26 protein-coding genes are annotated in these 25,380 nt (G+C 68.5%); 20 read left to right on the forward strand and 6 right to left on the reverse strand.

Translation table 11 applies throughout. The annotated features are described in order from the left end of the window. From FR943_RS11795 to FR943_RS11820, 6 genes are all read left to right on the forward strand, one after another. Nucleotides 1-969: a zinc-binding dehydrogenase gene (locus tag FR943_RS11795; RefSeq protein WP_217157156.1), complete on the forward strand. Its 969-nt coding sequence runs from the start codon at nt 1-3 to the stop codon at nt 967-969. After that, on the forward strand, nt 966-1,751 hold the full coding sequence (locus FR943_RS11800; RefSeq protein ID WP_217157158.1) for an HpcH/HpaI aldolase family protein: 786 nt from the start codon (nt 966-968) through the stop codon (nt 1,749-1,751). The genes FR943_RS11795 and FR943_RS11800 overlap by 4 nt, the downstream gene beginning before the upstream one ends. Further along, nucleotides 1,748-2,479 (forward strand): SDR family NAD(P)-dependent oxidoreductase, encoded by a 732-nt coding sequence (locus FR943_RS11805; RefSeq protein ID WP_217157160.1) that lies wholly within the window; start codon nt 1,748-1,750, stop codon nt 2,477-2,479. The genes FR943_RS11800 and FR943_RS11805 overlap by 4 nt, the downstream gene beginning before the upstream one ends. Next, nucleotides 2,461-4,005, forward strand: coding sequence for a flavin-containing monooxygenase (locus tag FR943_RS11810; protein WP_372448113.1), 1,545 nt, complete (start codon nt 2,461-2,463; stop codon nt 4,003-4,005). The genes FR943_RS11805 and FR943_RS11810 overlap by 19 nt, the downstream gene beginning before the upstream one ends. Before the next feature lie 3 nt (nt 4,006-4,008). Then, complete coding sequence (locus tag FR943_RS11815; RefSeq protein ID WP_217157170.1) at nt 4,009-4,929, forward strand: alpha/beta hydrolase; 921 nt, start codon at nt 4,009-4,011, stop codon at nt 4,927-4,929. Between the two features lie 112 nt (nt 4,930-5,041). Then, a complete protein-coding gene (locus FR943_RS11820; RefSeq protein ID WP_217157172.1) occupies nt 5,042-6,292 on the forward strand; it encodes a MinD/ParA family ATP-binding protein in 1,251 nt (416 codons plus the stop codon). 58 nt (nt 6,293-6,350) lie between these two features. Here the strand turns inward: FR943_RS11820 and FR943_RS11825 are convergent, their stop codons facing one another. Next, nucleotides 6,351-6,824: an SRPBCC family protein gene (locus tag FR943_RS11825; RefSeq protein ID WP_217157174.1), complete on the reverse strand. Its 474-nt coding sequence runs from the start codon at nt 6,822-6,824 to the stop codon at nt 6,351-6,353. A 37-nt stretch (nt 6,825-6,861) separates the two neighbouring features. Then, nucleotides 6,862-7,569, reverse strand: a complete 708-nt coding sequence (locus tag FR943_RS11830) for a DUF427 domain-containing protein (RefSeq protein ID WP_217157176.1) — start codon at nt 7,567-7,569, stop codon at nt 6,862-6,864. 207 nt (nt 7,570-7,776) lie between these two features. On the opposite strand from FR943_RS11830, the gene FR943_RS11835 reads away from it, so the two are divergent. Beyond that, nucleotides 7,777-8,376 (forward strand): hypothetical protein, encoded by a 600-nt coding sequence (locus tag FR943_RS11835; RefSeq protein WP_217157178.1) that lies wholly within the window; start codon nt 7,777-7,779, stop codon nt 8,374-8,376. After that, a complete protein-coding gene (locus FR943_RS11840; protein WP_217157180.1) occupies nt 8,376-9,242 on the forward strand; it encodes an acyl-CoA thioesterase in 867 nt (288 codons plus the stop codon). The genes FR943_RS11835 and FR943_RS11840 overlap by 1 nt, the downstream gene beginning before the upstream one ends. 22 nt (nt 9,243-9,264) lie before the next feature. On the opposite strand, the gene FR943_RS11845 is transcribed toward FR943_RS11840, so the two are convergent. Next, a complete protein-coding gene (locus FR943_RS11845; RefSeq protein ID WP_217157182.1) occupies nt 9,265-9,519 on the reverse strand; it encodes a DUF2631 domain-containing protein in 255 nt (84 codons plus the stop codon). 121 nt (nt 9,520-9,640) lie between these two features. Here FR943_RS11845 and FR943_RS11850 point away from each other — a divergent pair, with 121 nt between their 5' ends. Both FR943_RS11850 and FR943_RS11855 read left to right on the forward strand, forming a co-directional pair. Beyond that, a complete protein-coding gene (locus FR943_RS11850) occupies nt 9,641-10,510 on the forward strand; it encodes a TIGR03619 family F420-dependent LLM class oxidoreductase (RefSeq protein ID WP_217157184.1) in 870 nt (289 codons plus the stop codon). A 60-nt stretch (nt 10,511-10,570) separates the two neighbouring features. Continuing rightward, a complete protein-coding gene (locus tag FR943_RS11855; RefSeq protein WP_217157186.1) occupies nt 10,571-12,067 on the forward strand; it encodes a hypothetical protein in 1,497 nt (498 codons plus the stop codon). An 81-nt stretch (nt 12,068-12,148) separates the two neighbouring features. Here FR943_RS11855 and FR943_RS11860 read toward each other — a convergent pair whose 3' ends face one another. Beyond that, nucleotides 12,149-13,078: a hypothetical protein gene (locus FR943_RS11860; RefSeq protein WP_217158179.1), complete on the reverse strand. Its 930-nt coding sequence runs from the start codon at nt 13,076-13,078 to the stop codon at nt 12,149-12,151. 307 nt (nt 13,079-13,385) lie between these two features. On the opposite strand from FR943_RS11860, the gene dxr reads away from it, so the two are divergent. From dxr to FR943_RS11880, 4 genes are read left to right on the forward strand one after another with little or no spacing between them, the layout of a single operon-like run. Next, nucleotides 13,386-14,594 (forward strand): 1-deoxy-D-xylulose-5-phosphate reductoisomerase, encoded by a 1,209-nt coding sequence (gene dxr / locus FR943_RS11865; RefSeq protein ID WP_217157187.1) that lies wholly within the window; start codon nt 13,386-13,388, stop codon nt 14,592-14,594. After that, nucleotides 14,591-15,811 carry a M50 family metallopeptidase gene (locus tag FR943_RS11870; RefSeq protein ID WP_217157189.1) on the forward strand — a complete coding sequence of 407 codons (1,221 nt, stop codon included), beginning with the start codon at nt 14,591-14,593 and terminating at the stop codon, nt 15,809-15,811. The genes dxr and FR943_RS11870 overlap by 4 nt, the downstream gene beginning before the upstream one ends. A gap of 30 nt (nt 15,812-15,841) precedes the next feature. Then, nucleotides 15,842-16,975, forward strand: coding sequence for a flavodoxin-dependent (E)-4-hydroxy-3-methylbut-2-enyl-diphosphate synthase (ispG, locus tag FR943_RS11875; protein ID WP_217158180.1), 1,134 nt, complete (start codon nt 15,842-15,844; stop codon nt 16,973-16,975). A 56-nt stretch (nt 16,976-17,031) separates the two neighbouring features. Further along, entirely contained in the window at nt 17,032-17,886 is an 855-nt protein-coding gene (locus FR943_RS11880) for a GNAT family N-acetyltransferase (protein ID WP_217157191.1), read from the forward strand. A 17-nt stretch (nt 17,887-17,903) separates the two neighbouring features. Here FR943_RS11880 and FR943_RS11885 read toward each other — a convergent pair whose 3' ends face one another. Next, nucleotides 17,904-18,464 carry a peroxiredoxin-like family protein gene (locus FR943_RS11885; RefSeq protein WP_217157193.1) on the reverse strand — a complete coding sequence of 187 codons (561 nt, stop codon included), beginning with the start codon at nt 18,462-18,464 and terminating at the stop codon, nt 17,904-17,906. Nucleotides 18,465-18,539: 75 nt separating this feature from the next. On the opposite strand from FR943_RS11885, the gene FR943_RS11890 reads away from it, so the two are divergent. The 3 genes from FR943_RS11890 to FR943_RS11900 all read left to right on the forward strand — a co-directional run bounded on the left by FR943_RS11890 (nt 18,540) and on the right by FR943_RS11900 (nt 21,694). After that, nucleotides 18,540-19,148, forward strand: a complete 609-nt coding sequence (locus FR943_RS11890) for a TetR/AcrR family transcriptional regulator (protein ID WP_217157195.1) — start codon at nt 18,540-18,542, stop codon at nt 19,146-19,148. A gap of 91 nt (nt 19,149-19,239) precedes the next feature. Continuing rightward, nucleotides 19,240-21,063, forward strand: coding sequence for a penicillin-binding transpeptidase domain-containing protein (locus FR943_RS11895; RefSeq protein ID WP_217157197.1), 1,824 nt, complete (start codon nt 19,240-19,242; stop codon nt 21,061-21,063). A 34-nt stretch (nt 21,064-21,097) separates the two neighbouring features. Then, on the forward strand, nt 21,098-21,694 hold the full coding sequence (locus FR943_RS11900; protein ID WP_217157199.1) for a DUF1707 SHOCT-like domain-containing protein: 597 nt from the start codon (nt 21,098-21,100) through the stop codon (nt 21,692-21,694). Between the two features lie 5 nt (nt 21,695-21,699). Here FR943_RS11900 and FR943_RS11905 read toward each other — a convergent pair whose 3' ends face one another. Beyond that, on the reverse strand, nt 21,700-22,089 hold the full coding sequence (locus tag FR943_RS11905) for a PaaI family thioesterase (RefSeq protein WP_217158181.1): 390 nt from the start codon (nt 22,087-22,089) through the stop codon (nt 21,700-21,702). Nucleotides 22,090-22,198: 109 nt separating this feature from the next. Between FR943_RS11905 and map the strand changes: the two genes are divergently transcribed. The 3 genes from map (at nt 22,199) to FR943_RS11920 (ending at nt 25,349) form a co-directional block, all read left to right on the forward strand. Beyond that, complete coding sequence (map, locus tag FR943_RS11910) at nt 22,199-23,056, forward strand: type I methionyl aminopeptidase (protein ID WP_217157201.1); 858 nt, start codon at nt 22,199-22,201, stop codon at nt 23,054-23,056. A gap of 94 nt (nt 23,057-23,150) precedes the next feature. Continuing rightward, nucleotides 23,151-24,656: a cobyric acid synthase gene (locus tag FR943_RS11915; RefSeq protein WP_217157203.1), complete on the forward strand. Its 1,506-nt coding sequence runs from the start codon at nt 23,151-23,153 to the stop codon at nt 24,654-24,656. A 30-nt stretch (nt 24,657-24,686) separates the two neighbouring features. Then, nucleotides 24,687-25,349: a hypothetical protein gene (locus FR943_RS11920; RefSeq protein ID WP_217158182.1), complete on the forward strand. Its 663-nt coding sequence runs from the start codon at nt 24,687-24,689 to the stop codon at nt 25,347-25,349. Nucleotides 25,350-25,380 lie beyond the last annotated feature (31 nt).

Here is a 25,380-nt window from a genome sequence, read left to right on the forward strand (position 1 = left end):
GTGTGGTCCTATCGGCTCGTCGCACCGTATAGCTTTGAACGGCAAGACGTTTCGGAACCATCGGCGGAATCGCTGGCGCAGGGTCAGGTGCTGCTCGATTTCCTGGCGGCCGGAATCTGTGGCAGTGACCTTCCCGGCTTCAAGGGAACCCAGGGCAAACTGCCCGGGGACACCGGCTGCTGCGCAGCCGAGATGACCGGCTTCCCCATCCACGAGATCGTCGGCGAGGTGCTGGCCAGTCGGCATCCCGATCACCGGCCGGGGGAGCGGGTGGTGGGTTGGGCCTCGGGCTTCGACGGCCTGATGGGCCGGGTGGTCGCCGACGGCGCCGGCCTGGTGGCGTACGACCCTGGGCTCACCCCGGAACTCGCGGTCGGGCTGCAGCCGCTGGCCTGTGTGCTCTACGCCGCCGAACAGCTGCCCGAGGTCACCGGCCGCCACGTCGCGGTGATCGGCCAGGGCTCGATCGGCCTGCTGTTCTCCTATGTGGCAAAGGCTTTGGGTGCCTCCCGGGTCACCGGGGTGGACCCGGTGGATCGCTCGGCGATCGCCGAGCGATTCGGGGTCGACGACGCGGTCCGGGCCACCAGTGACCGCTGGGTCAGACACCTGGACGCCGACGGCAAACCCGATATCGTGATCGAAGCCGTCGGACATCAGGTCGCCACCCTCAACCATGCGTTGGAGGCCACGGCGTTCGGCGGGACGGTGTTCTATTTCGGTGTACCCGACGACGACAGCTATCCGATCAGTATGCGGACCATGTTGCGTAACAACCTCACCTTGAAATCCGGTGTCACCCTGGACCGTCAACGCGTACTGCAGCGTGCCGATCAGTTCGCGCGCGAGCATCCCGACCTACTGCCCGGCTACGTGACGCACACCTTCGACACCGGTGCGGTGCAGGCCGCGTTCGAGCTGGCCTGCCGCCCGGTACCCGAACGCGTCAAGATCGCGATCACCCGATGAGCCCCAGCAGATTGCAGGAGGCGCTGGCGGCCAATCCCCAGGTGTGGGGTGGCTGGGTGGTCGGCCCGACGATCCTGGGCCCCGAGGAGTTCGCCGCCGCGGGTTATCAGTACGTCGGATTCGACGTGCAGCACGGCTATCTCGACGACGCCGACGTGGCGCTGCTGCTGCGCCGGCTCGAACACGTGCCGATCGCCACCGCGGTCCGGTTGCCCTCGGCCGACCCGGCGCCGATCGGGCGGGTGCTCGACGCGGGAGCCGACGCGGTGATCATCGCCATGGTCGAATCGGCCGAGCAGGCCGGTGCGGCGGTCGCCGCCACCAGATACGCCCCGGCCGGGGTACGCAGCTTCGGACCGCTACGCGCCAGTTTGGGCCAGGACACCGCCGAGTTGGAAGCCCGAGTCAGCGTGTTCGCGATGATCGAAACGGCCCGGGGACTGGCCGCCGCGGACGAGATCTGTGCGGTGCCCGGGCTCACCGGGATTTATGTCGGACCGGCAGACCTGGCCATCTCGATGGGATACCGGCTGGCTGACGCCTGGACCCACCCCGAGGTGCGGGCGGCGATGGTGGCGATCCAGACCACCGCGCAGGCCGCCGGCCTGGTCACCGGGATCCACGCCGGAGCTGGGAAACTCGGAAAGACCGTCGCCGACTTGGGCTTCCAGATGATCACGCTCGCCTCGGAATCGCAGGCGTTGCGCCGCGGTGCCGCCGAGCATCTCAACGAAGCCGTCGGGAAGACCCACGATGAGCATGAGCAAAGGGGATATCAGTGAGTGCCACCGACCGGGTTGCCCTGGTGACCGGTGCGGCCCGCGGTCAGGGCGCGGCCATCGTGCGTCGTCTGGTGACCGACGGCTACCGGGTGACCGCAGCCGACCTGCTGATCGACGAGTTGGAGTCCAGCACCACAGAATTCGGTGACCAGGTGCTCGCTGTCGGTTTGGATGTCACCTCGGCCGAGCAGTGGCAGGCCGCGGTGACGGCCACCGTCGAGCGGTTCGGTGGGCTGACCGCCCTGGTGAACAATGCCGGTGTGCTGCACCGGGCTTCGATCGCCGAGGAAACCCCGGCGGGGTTCGAGGCGGCGTGGCGGGTGAACTGCCTGGGCCCGTTCCTCGGATTGCAGGCCGCCCTGGCTGCGCTGCGGGCAGCCGACGGCGCTGCCGTGGTGAACACCTGCAGCACCGGCGCCGTCCGGCCGTTTCCCCACCACGCGGCCTACGGCTCGTCGAAATGGGCGTTGCGCGGGTTCACCCAGGTGGCTGCCGCGGAGCTGGGGCGCGACGGGATCCGGGTCAATGCGGTGTTCCCCGGACCGGTGCAGACCCCGATGCTCGACGAGACCACTCAGGTCCGGCTGGCGGAGCGGGCCACCCTGGGCCGGCTGGGACAGCCGACCGAGATCGCCGACGCCGTGGCGTTCCTGCTGTCGGATCAGGCGTCGTTCATCACCGGGGCGGAACTGCTCGTCGACGGCGGCCAATGTCTGCAGATCGGATGATTCAGGTGTCCACATCTACATCGTCAAAACTTTCGGTAGGGATCATCGGCGCCGGCCCCGGCGGCCTGGCCCTCGGAATCTTCTTGAGAAAGGCCGGTTTCGACGACTTCACCATCTTCGATCGTGAAGATGGCGTCGGCGGGACGTGGCGGATCAACACGTATCCGGGTCTGGCCTGCGATGTGAAATCACATCTGTACTCCTACTCGTTCGATCTCAACCCCGACTGGAGCCGGATGTGGGCCGGGCAGCCGGAGATCCTCGAATACTTCGAGCGGTGCGCCGAGCGCTACCGGCTGGGCCCGCACCTGCGACTGAACACCGAGATCACCGCGGCGCGCTGGGACGGTGACACCAACAGCTGGGTGCTGACCACCGCGGCCGGTGCGCAGCACCGCTTCGACATCGTGGTGTCGGCGATCGGCCTGTTCACCCAGCCGCTGCAGCCGGAGCTGGTCGCCGAGGAACCGTTCACCGGCACCCTCATGCACACCGCCAACTGGGATCACGACGTCGCCCTCGACGGCGCCAAGGTGGCAGTTCTCGGCACCGGATCGACTGCCTCCCAAGTTGTTCCAGAGCTCGCCAAGGTGGCCGAGAAGGTCTACTCGGTGCAGCGTTCGGCGACGTGGGTGCTGCCGAAACCAGACCGGCCCTACACCGAGCGTGAACGCTGGCTCTTCGCCCACGTACCGTTCGCCAAGAAGATCTACCGCACCCGGCTGTGGCTGCGCAGCGAGTCCAACATCGCCGTCATCGAGAACGGCAGCGACAAGACCCAGGAGTTCAAGGCCACTGCGCTCAACCTCCTCGAATCCACCGTGGCCGACCAGGAATTGCGGGCTCAGCTCACCCCGGACCATCCGTTGGGCTGCAAGCGGTTGGTGTTCTCGCCGGACTTCATCGAGTCGCTGACCCGGCCCAACGTCGAGGTGGTGTCCAGTCCGGCCCGCGCGCTGCGGGCCCGGTCACTGGTCACCGCGGACGGGCGGGAGCTCGACGTCGACGTGGTGGTGTGCGCCACCGGCTATGCCGCCGCCGACTATCTGGGGCAGATCGAGGTGATCGGCGAGGGGGGCGTCGACCTGCACGACACCTGGAGCGAGGGGGCGTTCGCCTATCTGGGCATGGCAGTGCCCGGCTTCCCGAACTTCTTCATGCTCTACGGTCCCAACACCAACGTCGGATCCAACAGCGTCATCTTCATCCTCGAGGCGCAGGCCCGCTACATCGTGCGGGCCATGAAATACCTTCGGCGCAAACGTAAGTCGTACCTATCGGTGCGTCCCAGCGCGATGGCCGCGTTCCTCGCCGACATCGACCGGTGGATGCAGGGCACGGTCTGGCTGACCCGGTGCAGCAGTTACTTCCGGGCCCCGAGTGGGCGGGTGGTCACCCAGTGGCCGCGCAGTGCCCGCGCGTTCTGGACGATGACCCGCCGCTTCCGGCCGGCCGACTACGTGTTCTCCCCGTCGGCCGACCACCCGGCGCGCCTCACCGCGGCCGCCGATCGGACGGACGGCTGACCGGTGTCCTGGACGGACCGTCTCGACCCGGCGCTGCGTGCGTTCGCCCAAGCACGTACCGACCTGAGCGCCGACCAATTGGGTGTGGTGCGCTCGTCGCTGGACCAGCGCCGCCGTGAGGCCGCGCAGACCCTCGACACCCCGGGGGTGGAGATCGTCGGAGCCCGGGTCGCCCTCGGCCGACGCACCATCGGGGTGCGCATCTATCGCGCCGGTCCCTCGCCGTCACCGGCAGTGGTCTACTGCCACTCCGGCGCCTTCGTCCTGGGGAACCTCGACACCGACCAACTCCAGTGCGTGGAGTTGGCACGACGCGCCCGCTGCACGGTGATCTCGATGGACTACCGGCTGGCCCCCGAACATCCCTTTCCGGCCGGGTTCGACGACGCGATGGTGGTGCTGAACTGGGCGGCCACGCTGGCGGGTGACCTCGACATCGATGCGGACCGGATCGCCGTGGCGGGCAGCAGCGCCGGCGGTGCGGTGGCCGCACTGCTGGCCCAGCGTGCCGCCGCGGGGGCCGCGCCGCCGGTGCTGTTCCAGGCGCTGCACCAGCCGGTACTCGACGATCGGCCCACCGGTTCCAAACAGGAGTTCGTCGACACGCCCGGTTTCGACGGACCGGCCACCGTGGCGATGTGGCGGCACCTGGGCGGGCCGGCGGTACCGGAGTCGGCGGTGCCGGCTCGGGCCGCGGCGTTGACCGGTGTGGCGCCCGCGCTGATCACCTGCTCGGAGCTCGATCCGCTGCGCGATGAGGCGCTCGACTACGCCCGCCGCCTGCTGGCCGACGGGGTTTCCGCCGAACTGCATCTGTTTCCCGGGACCTGCCACGGCTTTGATTCGCTGCTTCCGGAGTGGGAGGTCAGCCGGCAGCTGTTCGCGCTGCAAGGGGCCGCGCTGCGGCGCGCGCTGCATGGTTGATTCGGTAGCCGGCCACCTCGGCGGGTGGTTGTCCTCCATGTTGTGGGCAATAATGCAGATCTGCTGCAAACGGATCTCGCGCGGGGAGCGAGTAAGCGATTGAGAGGTATCCATGTCGGCCGACGACGACCGGCTCATGTACTCGGGAGATCCCAAGCACGCCAGGGAGCCGCTGGCGTACGGCGGGCTTGACGCCCTGCTGGGCGGGCCGGTGGCGGCGCTGCCCTCCGGGCGGGCCCGGCACGGAGACGCCAGGGTGTCGGCCCCGCCGATCGTTCTGACCTCGAATTTCGCCACTCCCCGCGAAGCCGAGATCACCACCAAGCTCCCCGTCGTGCCGGGAAACTCCACCCCGCCCCCGGCCGGCGGTTCGTCCACCGCCGGAAACTGGATCCTGGAGCAGCCCGTCGCCCCCGCCAACCCCGACGAGGCCCGCGCCGTCGACAACCTTGCCCGCGTCGGGGTGCGCTCCCTGGTCAAGATGCAGCCGCGGCGCGGCTGGCGACGCGCGGTCTACGTGACCACCCGGCTCAACCTGGGGCTGTCGCGGGATGAGCTCTATGAGCTGGACCTGTACGCGCGGGTGCGCCGCACGGCGCGGGAATCCCACCAGATCGGGGTGTTCGGCCTGAAAGGCGGCGTGGGTAAGACCGCGGTGACCGTGGCGCTCGGATCGGTGCTGAGCGCGGTGCGCGGCGATCGGATTCTTGCTGTCGACGCCGACCCGGCCAGTGGCAACCTGGCCGATCGGGTGGGCCGGCAGTCCGCGGCCACGGTGAGCGATCTGCTGGCTGCCAACGACCTGTCGCGCTACAACGACGTCCGGTCCTACACCAGCATGAACGAGTCCAAGCTGGAGGTGCTGTCCGGCGACGACTACAGCCGCGCCGCCCGGGCCTTCAACGAAGCGGACTGGAACTCCGCCACGGCTGCGGTGTCCAAGCACTACAACCTGGTCCTGGCCGATTGTGCGGCCGACATGTTCGCCCCGGCCGCCCGCGGTGTCCTGGCCACCGTGTCGGGGGCGGTCATCGTGGCCAGTGCCTCGATCGACGGTGCCCGCCAGGCCGCGATGACCATGGACTGGTTGCGGCACAACGGTTACCAGGAACTGCTGAGCCGCTCGTGCGTCGTGGTCAACCACGTCGGGCCGGGCAAACCCAATGTCAACACCGGCGAGTTGGTGCACCAGTTCCAGAAACACGTGGCTCCGGGCCGGGTGTTCGTGCTGCCATGGGACAAGCACATCGCAGCGGGCACCGAAATCCAGTTCGACCTGCTGCGGCCGCGGTTCCGTCGTCGCATCCTGGAGCTGGCGGCCGCGCTGTCCGATGACTTCGAGGGCGGCGCCGCGGTCGCCTGACTCGCAAAGCTCAGGGCTGGTTGATTCGCAGAGCTCAGTGCTGGTTGATTCGCGAAGCTCAGTCGAGCGCCAGTTCGCGCGCCACCGCAGCGTGGTACTTGTCGATGTTCGCCGGATTGACCACCCGGAACAGCGCATCGGGCAGCGGGGAATCCTTGTAGGCCTCGATCGTCATCGTCCGGCTGAACAGGGTGATGTCGTTGCCCGGACGGGTGAACTGGTACTGCACGGTGATACGGCCGTCCATGCCGCCGTTGCCGTCGGCGTCGTGCCCGAGCCGGCCCACCGAGTTGAACACCCACATCCGCGGCCGCATCGCAATCGCCAGGTGCCAGGTGTAGATCTGCGTCCCGTCGGGCCCGGCCTCCGTCCAGGTGTCACCGACCTGCAGCGGCAATCGTTCCGGCAGCCCGCCGATGTGGGCGCTGCCAGGGTAGGTCTTGACCCAATTCGCCGGGTTGGTGACGAAGTCGTAGATCTCCTCGGCGGACTGGCTGAAGGCCGTCTCGGAGCTGGTGGTCACGATGCCCAAGGGTGTTCACTTTCGTCGCTGTTGCAGGTTTCGTCGGTCACACGTCGCACCCGCAGGCCGCCGCCATCGCGGCTGCGGGGAGCTCGGCGAGCACGTCCAGGCGGGTCGCATCGAAGCTCAGCAGCCCCTGGATCGGCCGGGACTCCGGTGGGGTGTCAGGGTAGCTCCAGGCCACGTCGCTGATCACCGTGTCCCCGATGACTACCGTCCAGTAGCTGGCGGTGCCCTTGTAGTTGCAGTACGACGTGGTCTGGCTGGGCTGCAGCAGATCGGTCCGGACTTGTGCCGGGTCGACGTAGAGGCGCGGATCCAGCGACGTCTCGAAGACGATCACGGTCTCGTCGGTGTCGACCAGCACGGTGTCCGCGACGCTCACCCGCAGGCCGCGGCGGGTCGGCCGGCAGTCGACGCGGTGATACGGGTTCGGCGGGTAGTGCACCAGCCGCCGGCCCTCTTCGAACCAGGCCTCGACCGCGTCCCACGGCACCGCGACATATCCGGTCGCCTCGGGCACCGGCTCGTGCGGGAGGTCACCGACCACATCGTCGGGGAATGCGTAACTCAGCGGATGGCCGGCCCGGTGCACCATCAGGGCGCGCTCGGTGTCGAGCACGACCGTATCGTCGCGGAACGCCTGAATGCGTCGCGGGTGCGGCTCGATGTAAACCGTGGCGCCGGCCAGCGGAGGGGTGAACCAACCGGCCGATTGTGTACTCAACGGACCACGTCCCGCGACGAGACTCATTGCAGTACCTCCAATTTGGCTGATCGGCCGGCGCAAGCGGTTCTGCTGCACCAACTGACCGCCGGTTGCGCGGGCGATCGGCGTGTCCAGATAGAAGCTTTACAGATTCTCTTGGGAATGTCACGCTGTTGGGTGAGGCGGACCATACCGCAACAACACCTCGAGACGTACCGGCCGATAGGCCTCTGGATCCGGATTGGATGCCCTATGTCCTCACAGCCAGGAATGTCCGCGCAGATGTCCGAGGTGCCGGCAGGCGGTAATCCGCCGGTCACCCTTTCGGGCGCCCGGCCGCGGGTGCGCCCCGAGCAGGCGCTGCACTATGAGCTCACCGTGATGGCCACAGACGTCGGCGCCATGGTTTCGGATATCGGCGGATGGCTGTTCGACCGGGCGATGGCGGGCTGGCGGGTCAATGTCGTCACCGACGCCGGCGCTGACGGCGCTGATACCGCCGAGCGCCGGGCGCTGGGCATCCTCGGTGTGAGACGCGTTGCCTCCGACGCGCTGTCGTCGGTGGACCCGGCAGTGGCCACGATGACGGCGATCAGCGTGGACTGCTTCACCGCCGGCGAGCCGGCGGTGCGCACATTCGGCGACGTGTTCTTGTACGGCCGGCCCCGTCCGGACGACCTCACCGGGCCGGTGCACCGGCTGCAGTACCGTCCGAGCACCGCCGCGCTGGCCTTCAAGGCGCATGCGTTGGCGGTCCTCGGAGAGCCCCGGACGGCCGGGGGAGCCGAGACCATGTTCCGGTACGGACGGACCGGAGGTCTGCTCGACTCCGGCCTGGTGCCGGTGTGTTGATGGCAGCACAGGCGTCGGTGGCCGGACTGCTCGAGGTGTTCGACGTGACCCCGGCCGGAGCGAACCGGTTCAGCGGCGTCACCGGCCCGGTCGGAACCGATGGCAGAACGGTGGCCAAAGGCACCCAGGCGCTGGGGCAGGCGATCGTGGCGGCGGCAAAGCGATTCCCGGACAAGACGATTCGTTCGGCGCACGCGGTGTTCACCAAACCGGTCGAGGTCGACTCGACCGTGGAATTGTCGGTGCAGGTCGTGCACGAGGGCCGATCGACGGCTACCGCGGTGGTGTCCGTGGCCCAGGACGCGCGGCTGTGCGCCACCGTGACGGTCCTCGCCGACATTCCCGGCGGCGAGGTGATCGCCCACCACGCGCTGCGGCCCGACGTCGAGACCCCCGCGGACGCGCACCCAGCGGCGGCGGCCATGACCGGACACGAGCTGCGCCTGGTCGACGTCGTCGACGTCAACAATCCCGACGAAGTGGGACCGCCTGAGCTCTACGCCTGGCTGCGCTGTGACCCGATTCCCGAGCGTGACGATCTCGCCAAGGCACTGGTGTGCTATTTCACCGGGCAACTGGGCATCTCGACCACGATGCGACCGCATCGCGGGGTCGGGACGGCACAGGCGCATGCGACCCTGACGACGGCGCTGATGTCGACAGCGGTCAGTTTTCACGAAGCCGTGGAATGGGACGGTTGGTTGCTCTACGGCCACGAGAGCACGGCGGCCGCGCAGGGGATGTCCTACGTGCGCGGTCAGGTGCACACCGAGGATGGCGACCTGTTGGCCTCATTCGCCCAGGAAGGGCTGATCCGTCCGATGCGATCGGCGGACACCGCCATCGAGATGCCGGCCCGGTTGTAGGGCCGGCATGCAACAGATGCGGCTAGCGGATCCAGCCGCGGCGGCGCAGCCACCAGTCGCGGCCCACGGCCAGCACGATGAGGACGGCGAACGAGATGAGGAACCAGTCCTCGACGTGACCGACGTGGTTGCCGCGCAACATGACCAACAGGAAGGCCGCGGACAACAGGCCGCCGATCTGGATCAGCCTGGGGCTCATGTAGGACCAGCCCCATGCCGCGGACGGCACGTCCTCGACGTCGACGCCGCTGTGTCGCTCCACCTCGGTGTTGGCCACAGGTTGCTCCTCAGAATCGAACTGGCTTCAGGCTGGCTTGTGCACATTCTGGCATACGACGCTTTGTCGTATGCCGCCCCGGGGGCTACCGGACATCAGCGGAACACAGAAGGGTTGGTCGATGCAGTTCTGGAGTGGCACGGCGTTCATGGACACCACCGACGCGCTGGTGGTGGCACCATTGCTCGACGAGGCCGGCTACCACGGCATGGTCTGTTCGGATCACATGATCTATCCGCGCGAGCTGTCCTCGCCGTACCCGGACTCGCCGACGGGCAAGCCCCCGTGGGCGCCGGAGACTGCCTGGCCCGACTCGTGGGTGCTGATCGGCGCGATGGCTGCGCTCACCCGTCGGCTGCGGTTCTCCAACGCTGTGTACGTGGCGCCGGCACGGCCGCTGCTGGAGGTCGCCAAACAGGTCGCCACGGCCGCGGTGATCTCGGGCGGGCGGGTGTCCCTCGGCGTCGGCGTCGGGTGGATGCGGGAGGAATTCGAGCTGATGGGCCAGGATTTCGACACCCGCGGCAAGCGGCTCGACGAGATGATTCCGGCGCTGCGGGAGCTGTGGCGTGGCGGCTGGGTTTCCTACGCGGGGCGCTATTACCAGGTTCCCGAGATGATGATCGAGCCCCACCCGCCCGCGCCGGTGCCGATCCTGTGCGGCGGTGAATCCGAGGCGGCGCTGCGGCGGGCGGTCCGGTCGTGTGACGGCTGGATCGGTTACGCCTACACCCTCGAGGACGCCACCCGCTACACCACCCGGCTGGCCGAGCTGCGCCGCGAATACGGGCGCGAGCGTGAGCCTTTCGACATCATCCTGGCGCTGCTGGATCCGCCGACGCCCGATCTGTACAAGCGGGCCGAGGACCTCGGTATCACCGCGGTGATGTGTGCGCCGTGGCTGTCCTCGCCCAACGGCGCCACCGGGACCGATCGATTCCGTGGTCCCATCGAGCAGTTCGCCGAAACGATCATCGCGAAAGTGCACTAGCCGGGCGCAGACCGGTGATCGCCTATCATCACGCGAAACGGCGAACAGGGGGATGGCGTGATGCGACGCGCGGCACGGGTCGGCCAGGCCGGTGCCGCCGGTGCCGTCATCGCCCTGGGTATCGGCGTGGGCGCCTACAACGCCTGGTGGCTTGCGCTGTTCGTGTCGGTGCCGCTGATCGTGGTGGGTCTTGTGATGGTGCCCCGGCCGTCGCGGGTCGCCGAGCTCGACGCATTCGTCCCCGCGCCGGGTGAGCTGTCGGTGCCGGTCCGTATCGACGCGCTCACCCGCAGCAGCCGCGGCGACGAGGACCTGCAGCCGACGCTGGTGAGCGCGACGGTCAGCCCGCCACACGACACCGAGTACCAAACCCGTTGGATCGCGTCGATGTCACGGGCCGACTTCCGGTCGCTGAACGAAAACCCGGACACCGCAATAACATCCGACCGGTTGCCGCCGCGCGAGATCAACCGCCCGCCCGCGTTCGGCGAACACCCCGGCCGGTGGGCGGCGCTCTATCCGGCAGTCACCGGCCTGGTGGCGCTGCTGGTGCTGTTCGGCGTCGGCGACGCCTGGCACATCTCGTTCGACCGGCCCACCGCAGCGCCGGCGCGGGCCGCCGACGCGCCCCGGGGCAAGAGCATGAACCTCAACGCCCGCCGGGACGGCATGATCCGGGCGATCGCCGAGAAATTCGGGCCCGCGGCGCCCAACAACCTGCTCAGTCTCCGGTTCACGGGCAGCGGGTCGGATTACGGCACCGTGCTCGACCCGACCAACGGCGATACGACAACCGTCTACGTCAACAACGGCGGGGACGCCTTCACCACGCCCTCCCCGCAGGTTCGGCGCAAGGACAGCACCTTCCTGGCCGCCGACATCGCCTCCAGCGATCTGACCGCGATCGTCGACACGATGGCCCGGCAGCTCCAATCGGCGGGCCGGCTCGACGATCTGGAGTCCCTGGAGATCAAGCGCTCCGGACCGGGCGCCCCGTTGATCCTGAGTGGCCGCTTCGGCAGCAAGACGGTCGATGCGCTCCCGGACGGCACCGTCGGCGAGATCTTCGATCCGGCCGATTTTGCCGTGTCCTTCCAGAAGGCACGGGATGCGTTGGCGCTCGCCGGGATCTCGCCGTCGGACCCGGTGCTGACCAACTTCGAGATCCGCGGCACCCACCGGGCCACCCCGATTGCGCACCCGAGTGAAATTCAGACCAACGGCGGTGTGCTGCTCGAATTCCGGACCGCCGACCGTGCCGGCCAGATCGTCATCGTCCCCGGCGAGTTGCCCGAGGTCACCGACGATTCGTATTTCGGCGGAGGGCAGACTTTCGCCTTCGACGAGATCGGGCAGCAGACGTTCGAATCCGTTCGCGCACAGGCGATGCAGCGCGGTGCGCTGGAACCCTACGAACGCGAAGCGGTCGACATCTGGATGACCGACCGGGAAATCGACCGGTACCGATTGGCGATCCGCATCGAACTCGCCGGTGTGGACGCCGCGGCCGGGACGTACTCGGTCACCGGACAGTTCCTGGCGCCGGGGGCGATCTGAGCAGCCAGCGGGACCGGGCCGCCTTGAGTTCAGCTCGGCCTTGCGGCCTCTCAGTTCAGCTCGGCCTTGCGGCCTCTCAGTTCAGCTCGGCCTTGCGGCCTCGATGGCCCGGCGGGTCACGCCTTCCAGTTGCGCCAGTTGCTGTTTCGGTGGGTGCAGCACGCCGCGGTCGACGAGTTTGGTGACGATCTCCCGGGCGCGGCCGTAGTACGTGGCCTGCTCGGCCGGGGTGCTGCTCGAGGCGGCATGGTTGTAGAGCTTGAGCGCGGTGTTCAACTCGGTACGGTCGGCCGGCTCGAGATACGCGGTGCCCACTTTCTTGCCGTGCGCCTCGCAGGCGATCCAGCATCGGCGCAGCCGCACCACCGCCTGCTGGTACGCGTCGGCCAGTCCGCGGTTGTCCGGATAGGTCTCGGTGCGCAAGGCCTGCGCCTCGTCGAGGGCGACGTGGAAGCTCTGCGTGGTCTCGACCGTCACATCGGTGATCGCGGGATAGCGCAACAGCATCGCCGGGTCGAGTTCGTAGGCGCCGTAACCGCCGAGGATGTCGTCGTGGCGCCGGGCCGCCTCCTCCCAGAGCCGTTTCGCCGCTTCGTCGGTTCCGGCGTCGGCGATCCGCGCCCCAGCGGCCGGCGGGGCCGTCGTCCCGGCCTCGTCACCGTCTGCGTCCGGCAGCCTCGCGGCCAGCCGGCGCAGGATCTCGGCCACCGCCGGATCGGACCCGACGACGGCGACCCGCCACTCGTCGTCGGCCCGGTCGGCCTCGGCGGCGAAAGTCAGCGTCAGATATCGCTGACCACGGACCGTGATGCGCCGGTCCTCGGTCGTGGTCTGCTCGGCCGGGCCGGCCTGGTCCACGGCGACCAGCGACGACAGCGGATAGCTGACGATGCCGCGGTTCTCCTCACCCAGCCACACGGTGTCGCCGTCGACCGTGATCAGCACAGCCCCCGGTTTTCCGAGCCGCCCATAGGCCACCACGCCCAGCCCGATCGTGACCAGCGCGGCCACCGCCGCGGCGGTGACCCATCCGGGGGCGCCGGCGTAGTTGAGCGCCACCAGCGCGATCAACCCCGTCACCAGGGCCGTTCCGGCCACGCCGGCGGACACGTGATGACGCCTGGTCAGATACTCGGTCCGGGCGGTCACGGGGACCACCCGGGCATCCTCGGCAGAGTTCATTCGCGAACCTGGTTCCTCGCTCTGAAGTTGTGGACGTCGTCCGAGCATACGGTCGTGGCAGTGCCCGAGAAGGCCGCGAGCCGGGGCGCTGCGCGGCGGTTGGGCCAGGCCTGACCGGGCGCGGCACAATGTAACGGTGAGCACAGACGGCGGCGCCAGACAGCGGGTGCTGATACTCGGAAGCACCGGATCCATCGGCACCCAGGCGCTCGAGGTCATCGCGGCCAACCCCGACCGGTTCGAGGTGGTGGGCCTGGCCGCCGGCGGCGGAAACCCCGATCTGCTCGCCGCCCAGCGCGCGGCCACCGGCGTCACCAACATCGCCGTCGCCGATCCCGACGCCGCCGACAAGGTCGGCGAGGTGACCTACGCCGGGCCCGACGCGGCCACCCGGCTGGTCGAGAACACCGAGGCCGACGTGGTGCTCAACGCGCTGGTCGGCGCATTGGGGCTGGCGCCGACGCTGGCCGCACTGGCCACCGGGGCACGGCTGGCCCTGGCCAACAAGGAGTCGCTGGTGGCCGGCGGGCCGCTGGTGCTCAAGGCCGCCGCACCCGGACAGATCGTCCCGGTGGACTCCGAACACTCGGCGATGGCCCAGTGCCTGCGCGGCGGCACCGCCGCCGAGGTCGCCACCATCGTGCTCACCGCCTCCGGCGGGCCGTTCCTGGGCTGGTCGGCCGCCGACCTGGACTCGGTCACCCCCGAGCAGGCCGGCAAGCACCCGACCTGGTCGATGGGCCCGATGAACACGCTGAACTCGGCGACGCTGGTCAACAAGGGGCTGGAGCTGATCGAGACCCACCTGCTGTTCGGCATCGACTACGACCGCATCGAGGTGGTGGTGCACCCGCAGTCGATCGTGCACTCGATGGCCACCTTCACCGACGGTTCGACGCTGGCCCAGGCCAGTCCACCGGACATGAAGCTGCCGATCGCGCTGGCCCTGGGCTGGCCCGACCGCATCCCGGGAGCGGCCCTGGCCTGCGACTTCAGCACCGCGTCCACCTGGGAATTCCTGCCGCTGGACCACGAGGTGTTCCCCGCGGTGACACTGGCGCGGGCGGCCGGAGCGCGCGGAGGTTGCCTGACCGCGGTCTACAACGCGGCAAACGAAGAGGCGGCCGCGGCCTTCCTGGACGGGCACATCTCGTTCCCGTCGATCGTGCGAACCGTCGGTGACGTGTTGCACGCTGCCGACCAGTGGGCCGCCGAACCCGCTACCGTGGAAGACGTACTCGACGCGCAGCGGTGGGCCAGGCAGCGAGCACGGCAGGTCATCGAGAAAACCGTCGAGAAGAACGTCGAGAAAAATTTTGTGAGAAAAGGGCTCGTCACCAAATGATGTTCGCTATCGGTATCGCGCTGTTCGCGCTGGCCATCCTGGTTTCGGTGGCGCTGCACGAATGCGGGCACATGTGGGTGGCGCGCGCCACCGGAATGAAGGTGCGCCGTTATTTCGTGGGCTTCGGTCCGACGCTGTGGTCGACGCGCCGCCCCAACAAGCTGGGCGAGACCGAGTACGGTATCAAGGCCGTCCCGCTGGGGGGCTTCTGCGATATCGCCGGCATGACCTCTGTCGACGAGATCGCCCCCGAAGACCGGCCCTATGCGATGTACAAGCAGAAGGTGTGGAAGCGCGTCGCCGTGCTGTTCGCCGGCCCGGCCATGAACTTCGTCATCGGCCTGGTGTTGCTGTACGCCATCGCGATCATGTGGGGCCTGCCCAACATCAGCGCCCCCACCACCGCCATTGTCGGTGAAACCGGTTGTGTCGCACCACAACTGACCCTTGAGAAGATGGGGGAGTGCACCGGGGCCGGGCCCGCGGCGCAAGCCGGCATCCGGGCCGGCGACGAGATCGTCAAGGTCGGCGACACCCCGGTCACCGATTTCGCCTCCATGGCCGCTGCGATCCGCAAGCTCGACGGTCCGGTGAACATCGAACTCAAGCGCGACGGCCAGACCGTCACAACCGTCGTCGACGTCACCCAGACCCAGCGCTTCACCAGCGCCGACGCCCAGGGGCCGGCCACCGTCGGCGCCATCGGCGTCACCGCCGTCAAAGTGGCCCCGCCGACGCCGTACAGCCCGATCAGCGCGGTGCCCGCGACGTTCTCGTTCACCGGAGACCTCGCGGTCGAACTGGGCAAGTCGCTGGCCAAGATCCCCACCAAGATCGGTGCCCTCGTGCAGGCCATCGGCGGTGGTGAACGCGACAAGGAAACCCCGATCAGCGTGGTCGGGGCGAGCATCATCGGCGGCGAGACCGTCGAGGCCGGCCTGTGGGTGGCGTTCTGGTTCTTCCTGGCGCAGCTGAACTTCGTACTCGGCGCGATCAACCTGGTGCCGCTGCTGCCGTTCGACGGCGGCCACATCGCGGTCGCGACCTACGAGAAGATCCGCAACATGTTCCGTGCGGCCCGCGGCAAAGTGGCCGCGGGACCGGTCAACTACCTCAAGCTCATGCCGGCCACCTACGTGGTGCTGCTTGTCGTGGTCAGCTACATGCTGTTGACCGTGACCGCCGACCTGGTCAACCCACTCAGCATCTTTCAATAGGAGAACCCCTTGACTTCCATCGGTCTGGGTATGCCCGCACCTCCGGCGCCGACGCTGGCGCCGCGACGCAAGACCCGTCAGCTCATGGTGGGTGACGTCGGCATCGGCAGCGAGTACCCGATCGCGGTGCAGTCGATGTGTACCACCAAGACTCACGACGTCAACGCGACGTTGCAGCAGATCGCCGAGTTGACCGCCACGGGCTGCGACATCGTGCGGGTGGCCTGTCCCCGGCAGGAGGACGCCGACGCGCTGGGCGAGATCGCCCGGCACAGCCAGATCCCGGTGATCGCCGACATCCATTTCCAGCCCAAGTACATCTTCGCGGCGATCGACGCCGGCTGTGCGGCCGTGCGGGTCAACCCCGGCAACATCAAGGAGTTCGACGGGCGGGTCAAAGAGGTCGCCAAGGCCGCCGGCGACGCCGGCATCCCGATCCGCATCGGTGTCAACGCCGGTTCGCTGGACCCGCGGTTGCTGAAGAAGTACGGCAAGGCCACGCCCGAGGCGCTGGTTGAGTCGGCGCTGTGGGAGGCCTCGCTGTTCGAGGAGCACGGCTTCGGCGACATCAAGATCAGCGTCAAGCACAACGATCCGGTGATCATGGTCGAGGCCTACACGCAGCTGGCCGCCCAATGCGATTACCCGCTGCACCTCGGGGTGACCGAGGCCGGCCCGGCGTTTCAGGGCACGATCAAGTCCGCGGTGGCCTTCGGCGCGCTGTTGTCGCAGGGCATCGGTGACACCATCCGGGTGTCGTTGTCGGCGCCTCCGGCCGAGGAGATCAAGGTCGGCACCCAGATCCTGGAGTCGCTGAACCTGCGGCCGCGCGGCCTGGAGATCGTGTCCTGCCCGTCCTGCGGGCGGGCCCAGGTCGACGTCTACACGCTGGCCAATGCGGTCAGCGCGGGCCTGGACGGGCTCGATGTGCCGTTGCGGGTCGCGGTGATGGGCTGTGTGGTCAACGGTCCGGGCGAGGCCCGCGAGGCCGACCTCGGGGTGGCTTCCGGCAACGGCAAGGGCCAGATCTTCGTCAAAGGCGAGGTCATCAAGACCGTTCCCGAGGCGCAGATCGTCGAGACCCTGATCGAAGAGGCGATGCGGTTGGCCGAACAAGCGGGTACAGATGATGCCAGCGGTTCGCCGGTGGTGACCGTAAGCTGATATAGACCCCTGTGAGCGGGGTCACCCAGCCTCGGCTTGAGCAGAGAGAATCGTCCATGTCGGCACCGCCCCTGTTCCGCCTCGTCGATGAGCGGCGAGTTTCCGTGGTGCAGGACGCCACGCCCTGTCTGCAGGTGTTCGACGAGGACCCGGTGGGGTCGTGCATGGTGGCCTCCCGCGTCGCCGAGTTCGGGGTCGCGCCCGGCGCGATCGGCGGGGAGTTGTGGACGCGTCGTGGCGTCACCGAATCCCTGTGTTACGCCGGTCCGAATCTGATCCCGCTGCGTGGTGACGCCGAGGACCTCAAGGCGTTCTCGGACAAGGCGATGAGCACCGCGCGGCGGTGCTCATCGCTGGTCGGCCGGGCCGAACTGGTGTTGCCGATGTGGCGCCGGCTGGAGTCGGTGTGGGGCACCGCCCGGGATGTGCGCGAGCAACAGCCGTTGATGGCGCTGTACTCGATGCCGCAGTGCGCGATCGACCCGACGGTGCGCCCGGTGCGGATGGACGAGCTCGACACCTACCTGGTGGCGGCGGTCGACATGTTCATCGGTGAGGTCGGTGTCGATCCGCGGATCGGCGATGGTGGTCGCGGCTACCGCCGGCGCATTGCCAGCCTGATCGCCGCGGGCCGGGCCTGGGCCCGGTTCGAGCACGGCGAGGTGGTGTTCAAGGCCGAGGTCGGGTCGCAGTCGCCGGCCGTCGGCCAGATCCAGGGCGTGTGGGTGCATCCGGAATGGCGCGGCCGAGGGCTCGGCACCACCGGGACCGCCGCGCTGGCAGCCGCCGTCGTCGGATCGGGCCGGATCGCCAGCCTGTATGTCAACAGCTACAACACGGTGGCCCGGGCAACCTACGCCCGCATCGGATTCGAACAGGTCGGCACCTTCGCGACGGTTCTGCTGGACTGAGCGAGTCCGGCCCGGTGTCACCGCCGTGTGGCGGCGGCCCGAGTCAGCAGCTCGTCGACCGACCATTGATCGTCGGCATGAGTGCCGTACTTGGCCGCGAGCACCACGCCGTCCGGTGCGATCAGGAAATCCGCGGGTAGCCCGAGCCGGCCGCCGGCCTGCTTGCTCGCGGGGGCACGGAATCGCCCGCGCAAGGTCAAGGCACTGCCCCGGACGATCGCCGGCCAGCTTCGGGGATCGAGCAGGGCGCGGCGGCCGGACTCGACACCGAACTGTCGATAGGTGTCCTTTTCCGGATCGGCGATCGTCGCGAACGGCAGATCCGCTGTGTGCTCGGCCAATTCGGCGGCAGGGGAGTGGAAGAAGACCACTTCACGGATGCCCGCGGCGTTGATCTCCGCATGCCGGGCGACGAAGGACTGCAGGTGCAGATTGCAGATCGGGCAACCGGCGAAGCGTCTGAACTGCAGGTGGACCAGATCGCTCGGATCGGGTACCGGGATGTGTTCGCCTGTGACACTGCGGAATTGGTATCGGCCGATGGTCCTGGGTGCCTTGGGCGAGGCGGATGTGGTCACGGCTCCTCCTGGTCGGCGTGCGCTGTACGCCTACGGTTGGACGCTATAGGAGTACGGTGTACGCTGTCAATCGTCATGCCGCGCCCACGTTCACTCACCCCACGTCAGGTCGCCGCCGCTGCGCTGGAGGTCATCGACGCCGACGGGCTGGCGGGGCTGTCGATGCGTGCTGTCGCACGTCAGTTGGGGATGGGAACGATGTCGCTGTACCGATACGTCGCCGATCGTGACGAACTCGAAGCGATGGTGGTTGACCTCGTGCTCGACGGAGTCGATCTCGCGTTGCCTCGGGGGTCGACGCGACACCAACTCGCCGAACTCGCCGGGCGGGTACGCACCGTGGCTGCGCGGCATCCTGCGGTGGCACCGCTGATGCTCACGCATCGGCACCGCTCGCCGGCGTCGCTGCGCTGGGGTGAATCGGTACTCGGTGTACTCGCTGCCGGCGGATATGACGGTGAGCGGCGGGTCTACGCGTTCCGGGTGCTGCTCGCCTACATTTTCGGAGCGCTCGAGATCGAGATGCTGGGAAGCTTGGCCGGGCCCGGGACCCGGGCGCTGGCGAGTTTGCCGGCGGGCGATTATCCGTTGCTGTTGGAGACCGCCCAGTTGGCCGGCGGCATCGAGCCCGACGAGGAGTTCCGGCGCGGCCTCGAAATCCTGCTGCATGGGCTGGACGTGTGAAGCGGGCAACTCGTCGGTCTCGCCGCTGTCTCGGTTCGGTCTCGGTGCGCCTCCGACGAAACCGGGCTCGACGTTCTTACCATCAGCCTCAATGGCAACTCAAACATCATCAGTCACACGCACCGCGGGCTTCTTGACGATCGCCGCGGTGCTCGGGGCCATGGCGCTGAGCGCCTGCACCCCGCGGCCCAACGGTCCCGAGCCCGCCGCCGAGAAGTTCTTCACGGCACTGGCCACCGGTGACACCGCAGGCGCCGCGGAGCTGTCCGACCGGCCCGAGGATGCCAAGACCGCCCTCGACGAAGCGTGGAACGGCCTGCAGGCCACCGGACTCGACGCCCAGATCCTGGGGTCGAAGTACGCCGAGGACACCGGCAGCGTCACCTACCGCTACACCTGGCACCTGCCCAAGGACCGCACCTGGACCTATGACGGGCAGCTGCACATGATCCGCAACGAGGGGCGCTGGGCGGTTCGCTGGAGTGCCACCGGACTGCACCCGCGGCTGGGGGAACACCAGACCTTCGCGCTGCGGGCCGACGCGCCGCGCCGGGCCTCGGTCAACGAACGCGGCGGCACCGACGTCCTCGTGCCCGGCTACATCTACCACTACGCGCTGGACGCCCGCGCTGCCGGCGCGGCCCTGATGCCCACCGCCCGGGCGGTGGCCGACGCGCTGCGACCCTTCGACCCGGCGCTCGGCGATCCCCAACTGCTCGCCGAACAGGCCAGCGCATCGGCACAGCCGCGGAGCCTGATCACGCTGAACAAGGCCGACAACGACCGCATCGCGCCGGCGCTGCGTCGCCTGGCCGGCGTCGTCATCACCCCGCAACCCGAAATGTTGCCCACCGACCCGACTTTCGCCCCGGCGATCGTCAACGAGGTGAGAAAGGCGGTGGCCGACGAGCTGGACGGGCAGCCCGGATGGCGCGTGGTCACCGTCAACCAGAACGGCGTCGACGTCGATGTGCTGCACGAGGTCGAGGGCGAACCGGCACCGTCGGTCACCATCAGCTTGAACCGCGCCGTGCAGGACGCCGCGCAGAACGCCGTCAACACCACCGGCAAGCAGGCGATGCTCGTCGCGATCAAACCGTCCACCGGGGAGATCCTGGCGGTCGCACAGAACGCCGCCGCCGACGCCAACGGGCCGATCGCGGTGATGGGCCAGTTCCCGCCCGGGTCGACGTTCAAGATAATCACCGCGGGCGCCGCGATCGAGCGCGACATGGCAACGCCCAACACGCTGTTGGGTTGCCCGGGCACCCTCGACATCGGGCACCGGACCGTCACCAACTACGACGGATTCGACCTGGGCACCGTGCCGCTGTCGCGAGCGTTCGCCAACTCGTGCAACACCACCTTCGGTGAACTCGCTGCCCACATGCCGCCGCGCGGCCTCACCCAGGCCGCGGCGCGGTATGGCATCGGCACCGATTACCAGGTGGACGGCCTCACCACGCTGACCGGTTCGGTGCCGCCGACGGTGGACCTGGCCGAGCGCACCGAAGATGGTTTCGGCCAGGGCAAGGTGCTGGTCAGCCCGTTCGGGATGGCGCTGGCGGCCGCGACGGTGGCGGCCGGTAAGACGCCGGTGCCGCGACTGATCGAGGGCCGACAGACCCTGGTCGAGGGTGCCGGCGCCCCCATCAGCCCGAAGATGGTGGACGGGCTGCGGCCGATGATGCGGTTGGTGGTGACCAACGGCACCGCCAAGGAACTCATCGGGCTCGGCGACGTCCGGGGCAAGACCGGTGAAGCGGAGTTCATGGGCGGATCGCATTCCTGGTTCGCCGGGTACCGCGGGGATCTGGCGTTCGCGGCGTTGATCGTCGGCGGCGGCAGTTCGGAGTACGCGGTGCGGATGTGCAAGACCATGCTGGAGGGGCTGCCGCACGACTATCTGGCCTGAGGCCGCCACCGGCGGGCGGTACCGTGGAAACGTCATGACAGGCACCAATGAACAATCGGTCGAACTGCGCGTCTCCGACGCCGATCGCAATGCGACGATGCGCCGGCTGCACAACGCCGTGGCCCTTGGGCTGATCGACATCGCCGAGTTCGAGGAGCGCTCGGCGCTGGTGTCGCAGGCTCGCCTGCACTCCGACCTCGACTCCCTGGTCGGTGATCTGCCGGGCCCCGGAGCGATCGTCACCACCGCCGCCGACCGGGTCGAGCTACGCGGTGTCCTCGGGTCGTTGAAGCGCAGCGGCGAGTGGACGGTTCCGACCCGGCTGGCACTGGTGCGCCGGATGGGTTCGGTCGAGCTGGACCTGACCCGGGCCCGGTTCGCCGGGCCGATGGTCGTGATCGAGCTGGACATGAAGTTCGGTTCGCTGGAGATCCGGCTGCCCGACGGTGCCAGTGCGTCGATCGACGACGTCGAGGTGATCGTGGGCAGCGCGGCCGACCACCGTCGCGACGCCCCTGGTGAGGGCAGGCCACACGTGATCCTGACCGGACGTGTGGTGTGCGGGTCGGTGGAGATCCGTGGTCCGCGAAAAGCCTGGTTCGGCCGGTTCTCGCGGCCCGAGCGGGCCTGACGCGGTTACCGCGGGTCGAGAACCGCGAAACTCAGGGTGGCGCGGGCGGCCAATCGGTTGTCGCGCCCGACATCGGTGACATCGACCGAGGTGACGACCAGCCGTCGGCCCGCGCGCACCACGGTGGCCACCGCACGCGCCGGGCCCTCGATGACCGGCGCCAGGTAATGGATGTTCATGTCCGCGGTGGTCACGTCCTGACCGGGGCCGACGTTGCGCCCGGCCAGCCGGCCTGCGGCGATGTCGATGAGGGTGGCCACGATTCCGCCCTGCAGTGCGCCGCGGATGTTGGTGAGATCCGGCCGGTTGTCCATCTCCATGACGAGGGTCTCGTCGTTCTCCAGCACATCCCGAAAACCCATCTGGCCGAGCAGGTGGCCGGGTGTGGTCTGCATGGGCCGTGAGGTGGGCGCCGGCATGGCCTCTGACTCGCTGAGCATGGCTGAGAAAATAGCATCATTCTCGCTGTGAGAGATTCCCGTTCTCCTGGTTATCCTTGCTGTCATGCCTGTTCGTACCGCCCTGCGCCCCGGTGTGCTCGCGCCGACCCTGCCGGTTCCCAAGTCGATCCCGCGGCCGGAGTATGCGTGGAAGCCCACCGTGCAGGAGGGCAGCGAGCCTTGGGTGCAGACCCCCGAGGTGATCGAGAAGATGCGCGTCGCCGGCCAGATCGCCGCCGCCGCCCTGGCCGAGGCCGGCAAGGCCGTCGCACCCGGCGTCACCACCGACGAGTTGGACCGCATCGCCCACGACTACATGGTCGACCACGGTGCGTATCCCTCGACGTTGGGCTACAAGGGATTTCCCAAGTCCTGCTGCACCTCGCTGAACGAGGTGATCTGCCACGGCATCCCGGACTCGACGGTGATCGAGGACGGCGACATCGTCAACATCGACGTCACCGCCTACATCGACGGGGTCCATGGCGACACCAACGCCACCTTCCTGGCCGGCGATGTCTCCGAGGAGCACCGGCTGCTCGTCGAGCGCACCCACGAGGCCACGATGCGCGCCATCAAGGCGGTCAAGCCCGGCCGCGCGCTGTCGATCGTCGGCCGCGTCATCGAGGCCTACGCAAACCGGTTCGGCTACAACGTGGTTCGGGATTTCACCGGCCACGGCATCGGCACCACCTTCCACAACGGACTGGTGGTGCTGCACTACGACCAGCCTGCGGTCGAAACCGTGCTGGAACCCGGCATGACCTTCACCATCGAACCGATGATCAACCTCGGGTCGCTGGACTACGAGATCTGGGAGGACGACTGGACCGTGGTGACCAAGGACCGCAAGTGGACCGCGCAGTTCGAGCACACCCTGGTGGTCACCGAGGACGGCGCCGACATCCTGACCCTGCCGTGAGTTTCCTCCCGCGAGCAGACATAAAACTGCCCACTTTTGGCGGGAAAAGCGCAGTTATGTGTCTGCTCGCGCCGGGAACATTCGCGCCGGGAACATGAGCGGGGCGCTGCTGATCGCCGGCACCACCTCGGACGCCGGCAAGTCGATGGTCGTTGCCGGCCTGTGCCGGTTGCTGGCCCGTAAAGGGTTGTCGGTGGCGCCGTTCAAGGCGCAGAACATGTCGAACAACTCGGCGGTGACCGTCGACGGCGGCGAGATCGGCCGGGCCCAGGCCATGCAGGCCCGCGCCGCCGGGCTGGCGCCTGACACCCGGTTCAACCCGATCCTGCTCAAGCCCGGCGGGGACCGGACCTCCCAGCTGGTCATCCGGGGCCAGGTGGCCGGAACCGTGGCAGCCGGCGACTACTTCACCCATCGGGACCGGCTCGCCGCCGTCGTCGCCGACGAATTGGCCTCGCTGAGATCCGAATTCGACGTGGTGATCTGCGAAGGCGCGGGCTCGCCCGCCGAGATCAACCTGCGCGCCACCGACCTGGCCAACATGGGGCTGGCCCGGGCCGCGCACCTGCCCGTCGTCGTGGTCGGCGACATCGACCGCGGCGGCCTGTTGGCCCACCTGCACGGCACCGTCGCCGTGCTGGCCCCCGAGGACCAGCAGCTCATCGCGGGCTTCGTCGTCAACAAGTTCCGCGGCGACCCGGCCCTGCTCGAGCCCGGATTGCGGCAACTGCAGGAACTGACCGGGCGGCCCACCTACGGTGTGATCCCGTTCGACGACGGTATCTGGCTGGACACCGAGGACTCGGTGTCGGTCCGGCCGGGCGGTCTCGTCGGAGTCCCGCAACCGCCGTGCGGCACGCAGACCCTCTCCGTCGCCGCGATCCGGCTGCCACGTATCTCCAATTCCACCGACATCGAGGCGCTGGCCTGCGAACCCGGCGTCGTGGTGCGCTGGGTCACCGATGCCGCCGACCTGGCCGGCGCCGACCTCGTGGTGATTCCCGGCAGCAAGGCCACCGTGAGTGACCTGGCCTGGCTGCGCGAGCGCGGTCTGGCCGAGGCGATCCTTGCCCACCGCGCACAGGGCCGCCCCGTGTTGGGGGTGTGCGGCGGATTCCAGATGTTGTGCCGGCGTATCGATGACGCCGTAGAGGCCACAGCCACGGGGCCGGTCTCGGTCGCCGGCTTGGGCCTGCTCGACGCCGACATCGAGTTCGCCGTTGACAAGACCTTGCGGCACTGGGAAAAACCCTTGTGGGGCTACGAGATTCACCACGGTCAGGTCGCCCGTTCGGCGGCCGAGGACTGGCTGGGCATCGGGCTGCGCCGCGGTGCGGTCTACGGCACCCACTGGCACGGCCTGCTCGACAACGACGATGTGCGTCGAGCCTGGCTCGCCGAGGTTGCCGAGGCCGCCGGACGCACCGGGTTCGTGGTCGCCGAGGACACCGATGTCCGCGGCCGTCGCGACGCGCAGCTCGACCTGATGGCCGATCTGCTGGCCGCCCACCTCGACATCGATGCCGTGCTGGACTTGTTGCGGCACGGCCCGCCGGCGCGACCCACCATGAGCACTGCGCTGACCGGTCCACCCCGGTAACCTGGGCATATGGAACGACCCCGACGGTGCATGGCGGTTCTCGTCGGGTCAATTGTGAGTGTGCTGGGCGCATCCGGCTGTGCGCCCGTGGTCGTCGGGACCCCCACCTGGCCCGGCGCCACCCTGGAAAAGGTGTTGGTGACGCCGGACGATCTGCCGGCCGGTGTGCAGGTGGACCGCGTCGCCGGTGACGACGCCGGCCCGGGCGGCACGAGCGGACCCGGTGCGCCGCCGATGTTGACCACGCCGGCCGGCTGCAGTGACGGGCTGACGCGGGTGATCGCCGAATCCGCCGAACGCGGACCCGGCAGCGCCGCGCAGATCATCGCGGCCTACGACGGGGCGCGCATGGTCCTCACCGTCATGACCACGGCGCTGCCGCTGGACCGCCTGGAAGCCACCGCCCAACGGTGCGCCGAGTTCTCCACCCACTTCGATCCCTCCGACGCCGGCATCCCGATCACCACCACCAGGCTGTCGGTACCTCGCTCGTCGGCGTTGGTCTACCAACAGACCATGCGCCTGAGAGGCGAGGACCAGAGCATCTATTTCGCCTTCGAAAATGTCGGCAACTGGGCGGTTTTCGGTATCGCATTTCCGACGCAGAATCCCTCGATCGCCGTCAAAGGTGCTTTGCCGCAGACGTTTCTGGACGTTTTCGACATCCAGGCGCACCGCGTGGGCGTCGGCTGACGCACTCGTCAGGACAATCAGGATTTCGGCC

It is taken from the genome of [Mycobacterium] fortunisiensis, from assembly GCF_019050325.1.
In the GTDB taxonomy this organism is placed as follows: domain Bacteria; phylum Actinomycetota; class Actinomycetes; order Mycobacteriales; family Mycobacteriaceae; genus Mycobacterium; species Mycobacterium fortunisiensis.

Excerpts from the sequence above, each read along its gene's own strand:
- FR943_RS11870 (WP_217157189.1), top strand. The coding sequence starts at position 14,591 with ATGATGTTCGCTATCGGTATCGCGCTGTTCGCGCTGGCCATCCTGGTT.
- FR943_RS11810 (WP_372448113.1), top strand. The coding sequence starts at position 2,461 with ATGTCTGCAGATCGGATGATTCAGGTGTCCACATCTACATCGTCAAAA.
- FR943_RS11800 (WP_217157158.1), top strand. The coding sequence starts at position 966 with ATGAGCCCCAGCAGATTGCAGGAGGCGCTGGCGGCCAATCCCCAGGTG.
- FR943_RS11820 (WP_217157172.1), top strand. The coding sequence starts at position 5,042 with ATGTCGGCCGACGACGACCGGCTCATGTACTCGGGAGATCCCAAGCAC.
- FR943_RS11905 (WP_217158181.1), bottom strand. The coding sequence starts at position 22,089 with ATGCAGACCACACCCGGCCACCTGCTCGGCCAGATGGGTTTTCGGGAT.
- FR943_RS11850 (WP_217157184.1), top strand. The coding sequence starts at position 9,641 with ATGCAGTTCTGGAGTGGCACGGCGTTCATGGACACCACCGACGCGCTG.
- FR943_RS11920 (WP_217158182.1), top strand. The coding sequence starts at position 24,687 with ATGGCGGTTCTCGTCGGGTCAATTGTGAGTGTGCTGGGCGCATCCGGC.
- FR943_RS11840 (WP_217157180.1), top strand. The coding sequence starts at position 8,376 with ATGGCAGCACAGGCGTCGGTGGCCGGACTGCTCGAGGTGTTCGACGTG.
- ispG (WP_217158180.1), top strand. The coding sequence starts at position 15,842 with ATGCCCGCACCTCCGGCGCCGACGCTGGCGCCGCGACGCAAGACCCGT.
- FR943_RS11855 (WP_217157186.1), top strand. The coding sequence starts at position 10,571 with ATGCGACGCGCGGCACGGGTCGGCCAGGCCGGTGCCGCCGGTGCCGTC.
- FR943_RS11915 (WP_217157203.1), top strand. The coding sequence starts at position 23,151 with ATGAGCGGGGCGCTGCTGATCGCCGGCACCACCTCGGACGCCGGCAAG.
- FR943_RS11880 (WP_217157191.1), top strand. The coding sequence starts at position 17,032 with ATGTCGGCACCGCCCCTGTTCCGCCTCGTCGATGAGCGGCGAGTTTCC.
- FR943_RS11900 (WP_217157199.1), top strand. The coding sequence starts at position 21,098 with ATGACAGGCACCAATGAACAATCGGTCGAACTGCGCGTCTCCGACGCC.
- map (WP_217157201.1), top strand. The coding sequence starts at position 22,199 with ATGCCTGTTCGTACCGCCCTGCGCCCCGGTGTGCTCGCGCCGACCCTG.
- FR943_RS11830 (WP_217157176.1), bottom strand. The coding sequence starts at position 7,569 with ATGAGTCTCGTCGCGGGACGTGGTCCGTTGAGTACACAATCGGCCGGT.
- FR943_RS11895 (WP_217157197.1), top strand. The coding sequence starts at position 19,240 with ATGGCAACTCAAACATCATCAGTCACACGCACCGCGGGCTTCTTGACG.
- FR943_RS11835 (WP_217157178.1), top strand. The coding sequence starts at position 7,777 with ATGTCCTCACAGCCAGGAATGTCCGCGCAGATGTCCGAGGTGCCGGCA.
- FR943_RS11890 (WP_217157195.1), top strand. The coding sequence starts at position 18,540 with ATGCCGCGCCCACGTTCACTCACCCCACGTCAGGTCGCCGCCGCTGCG.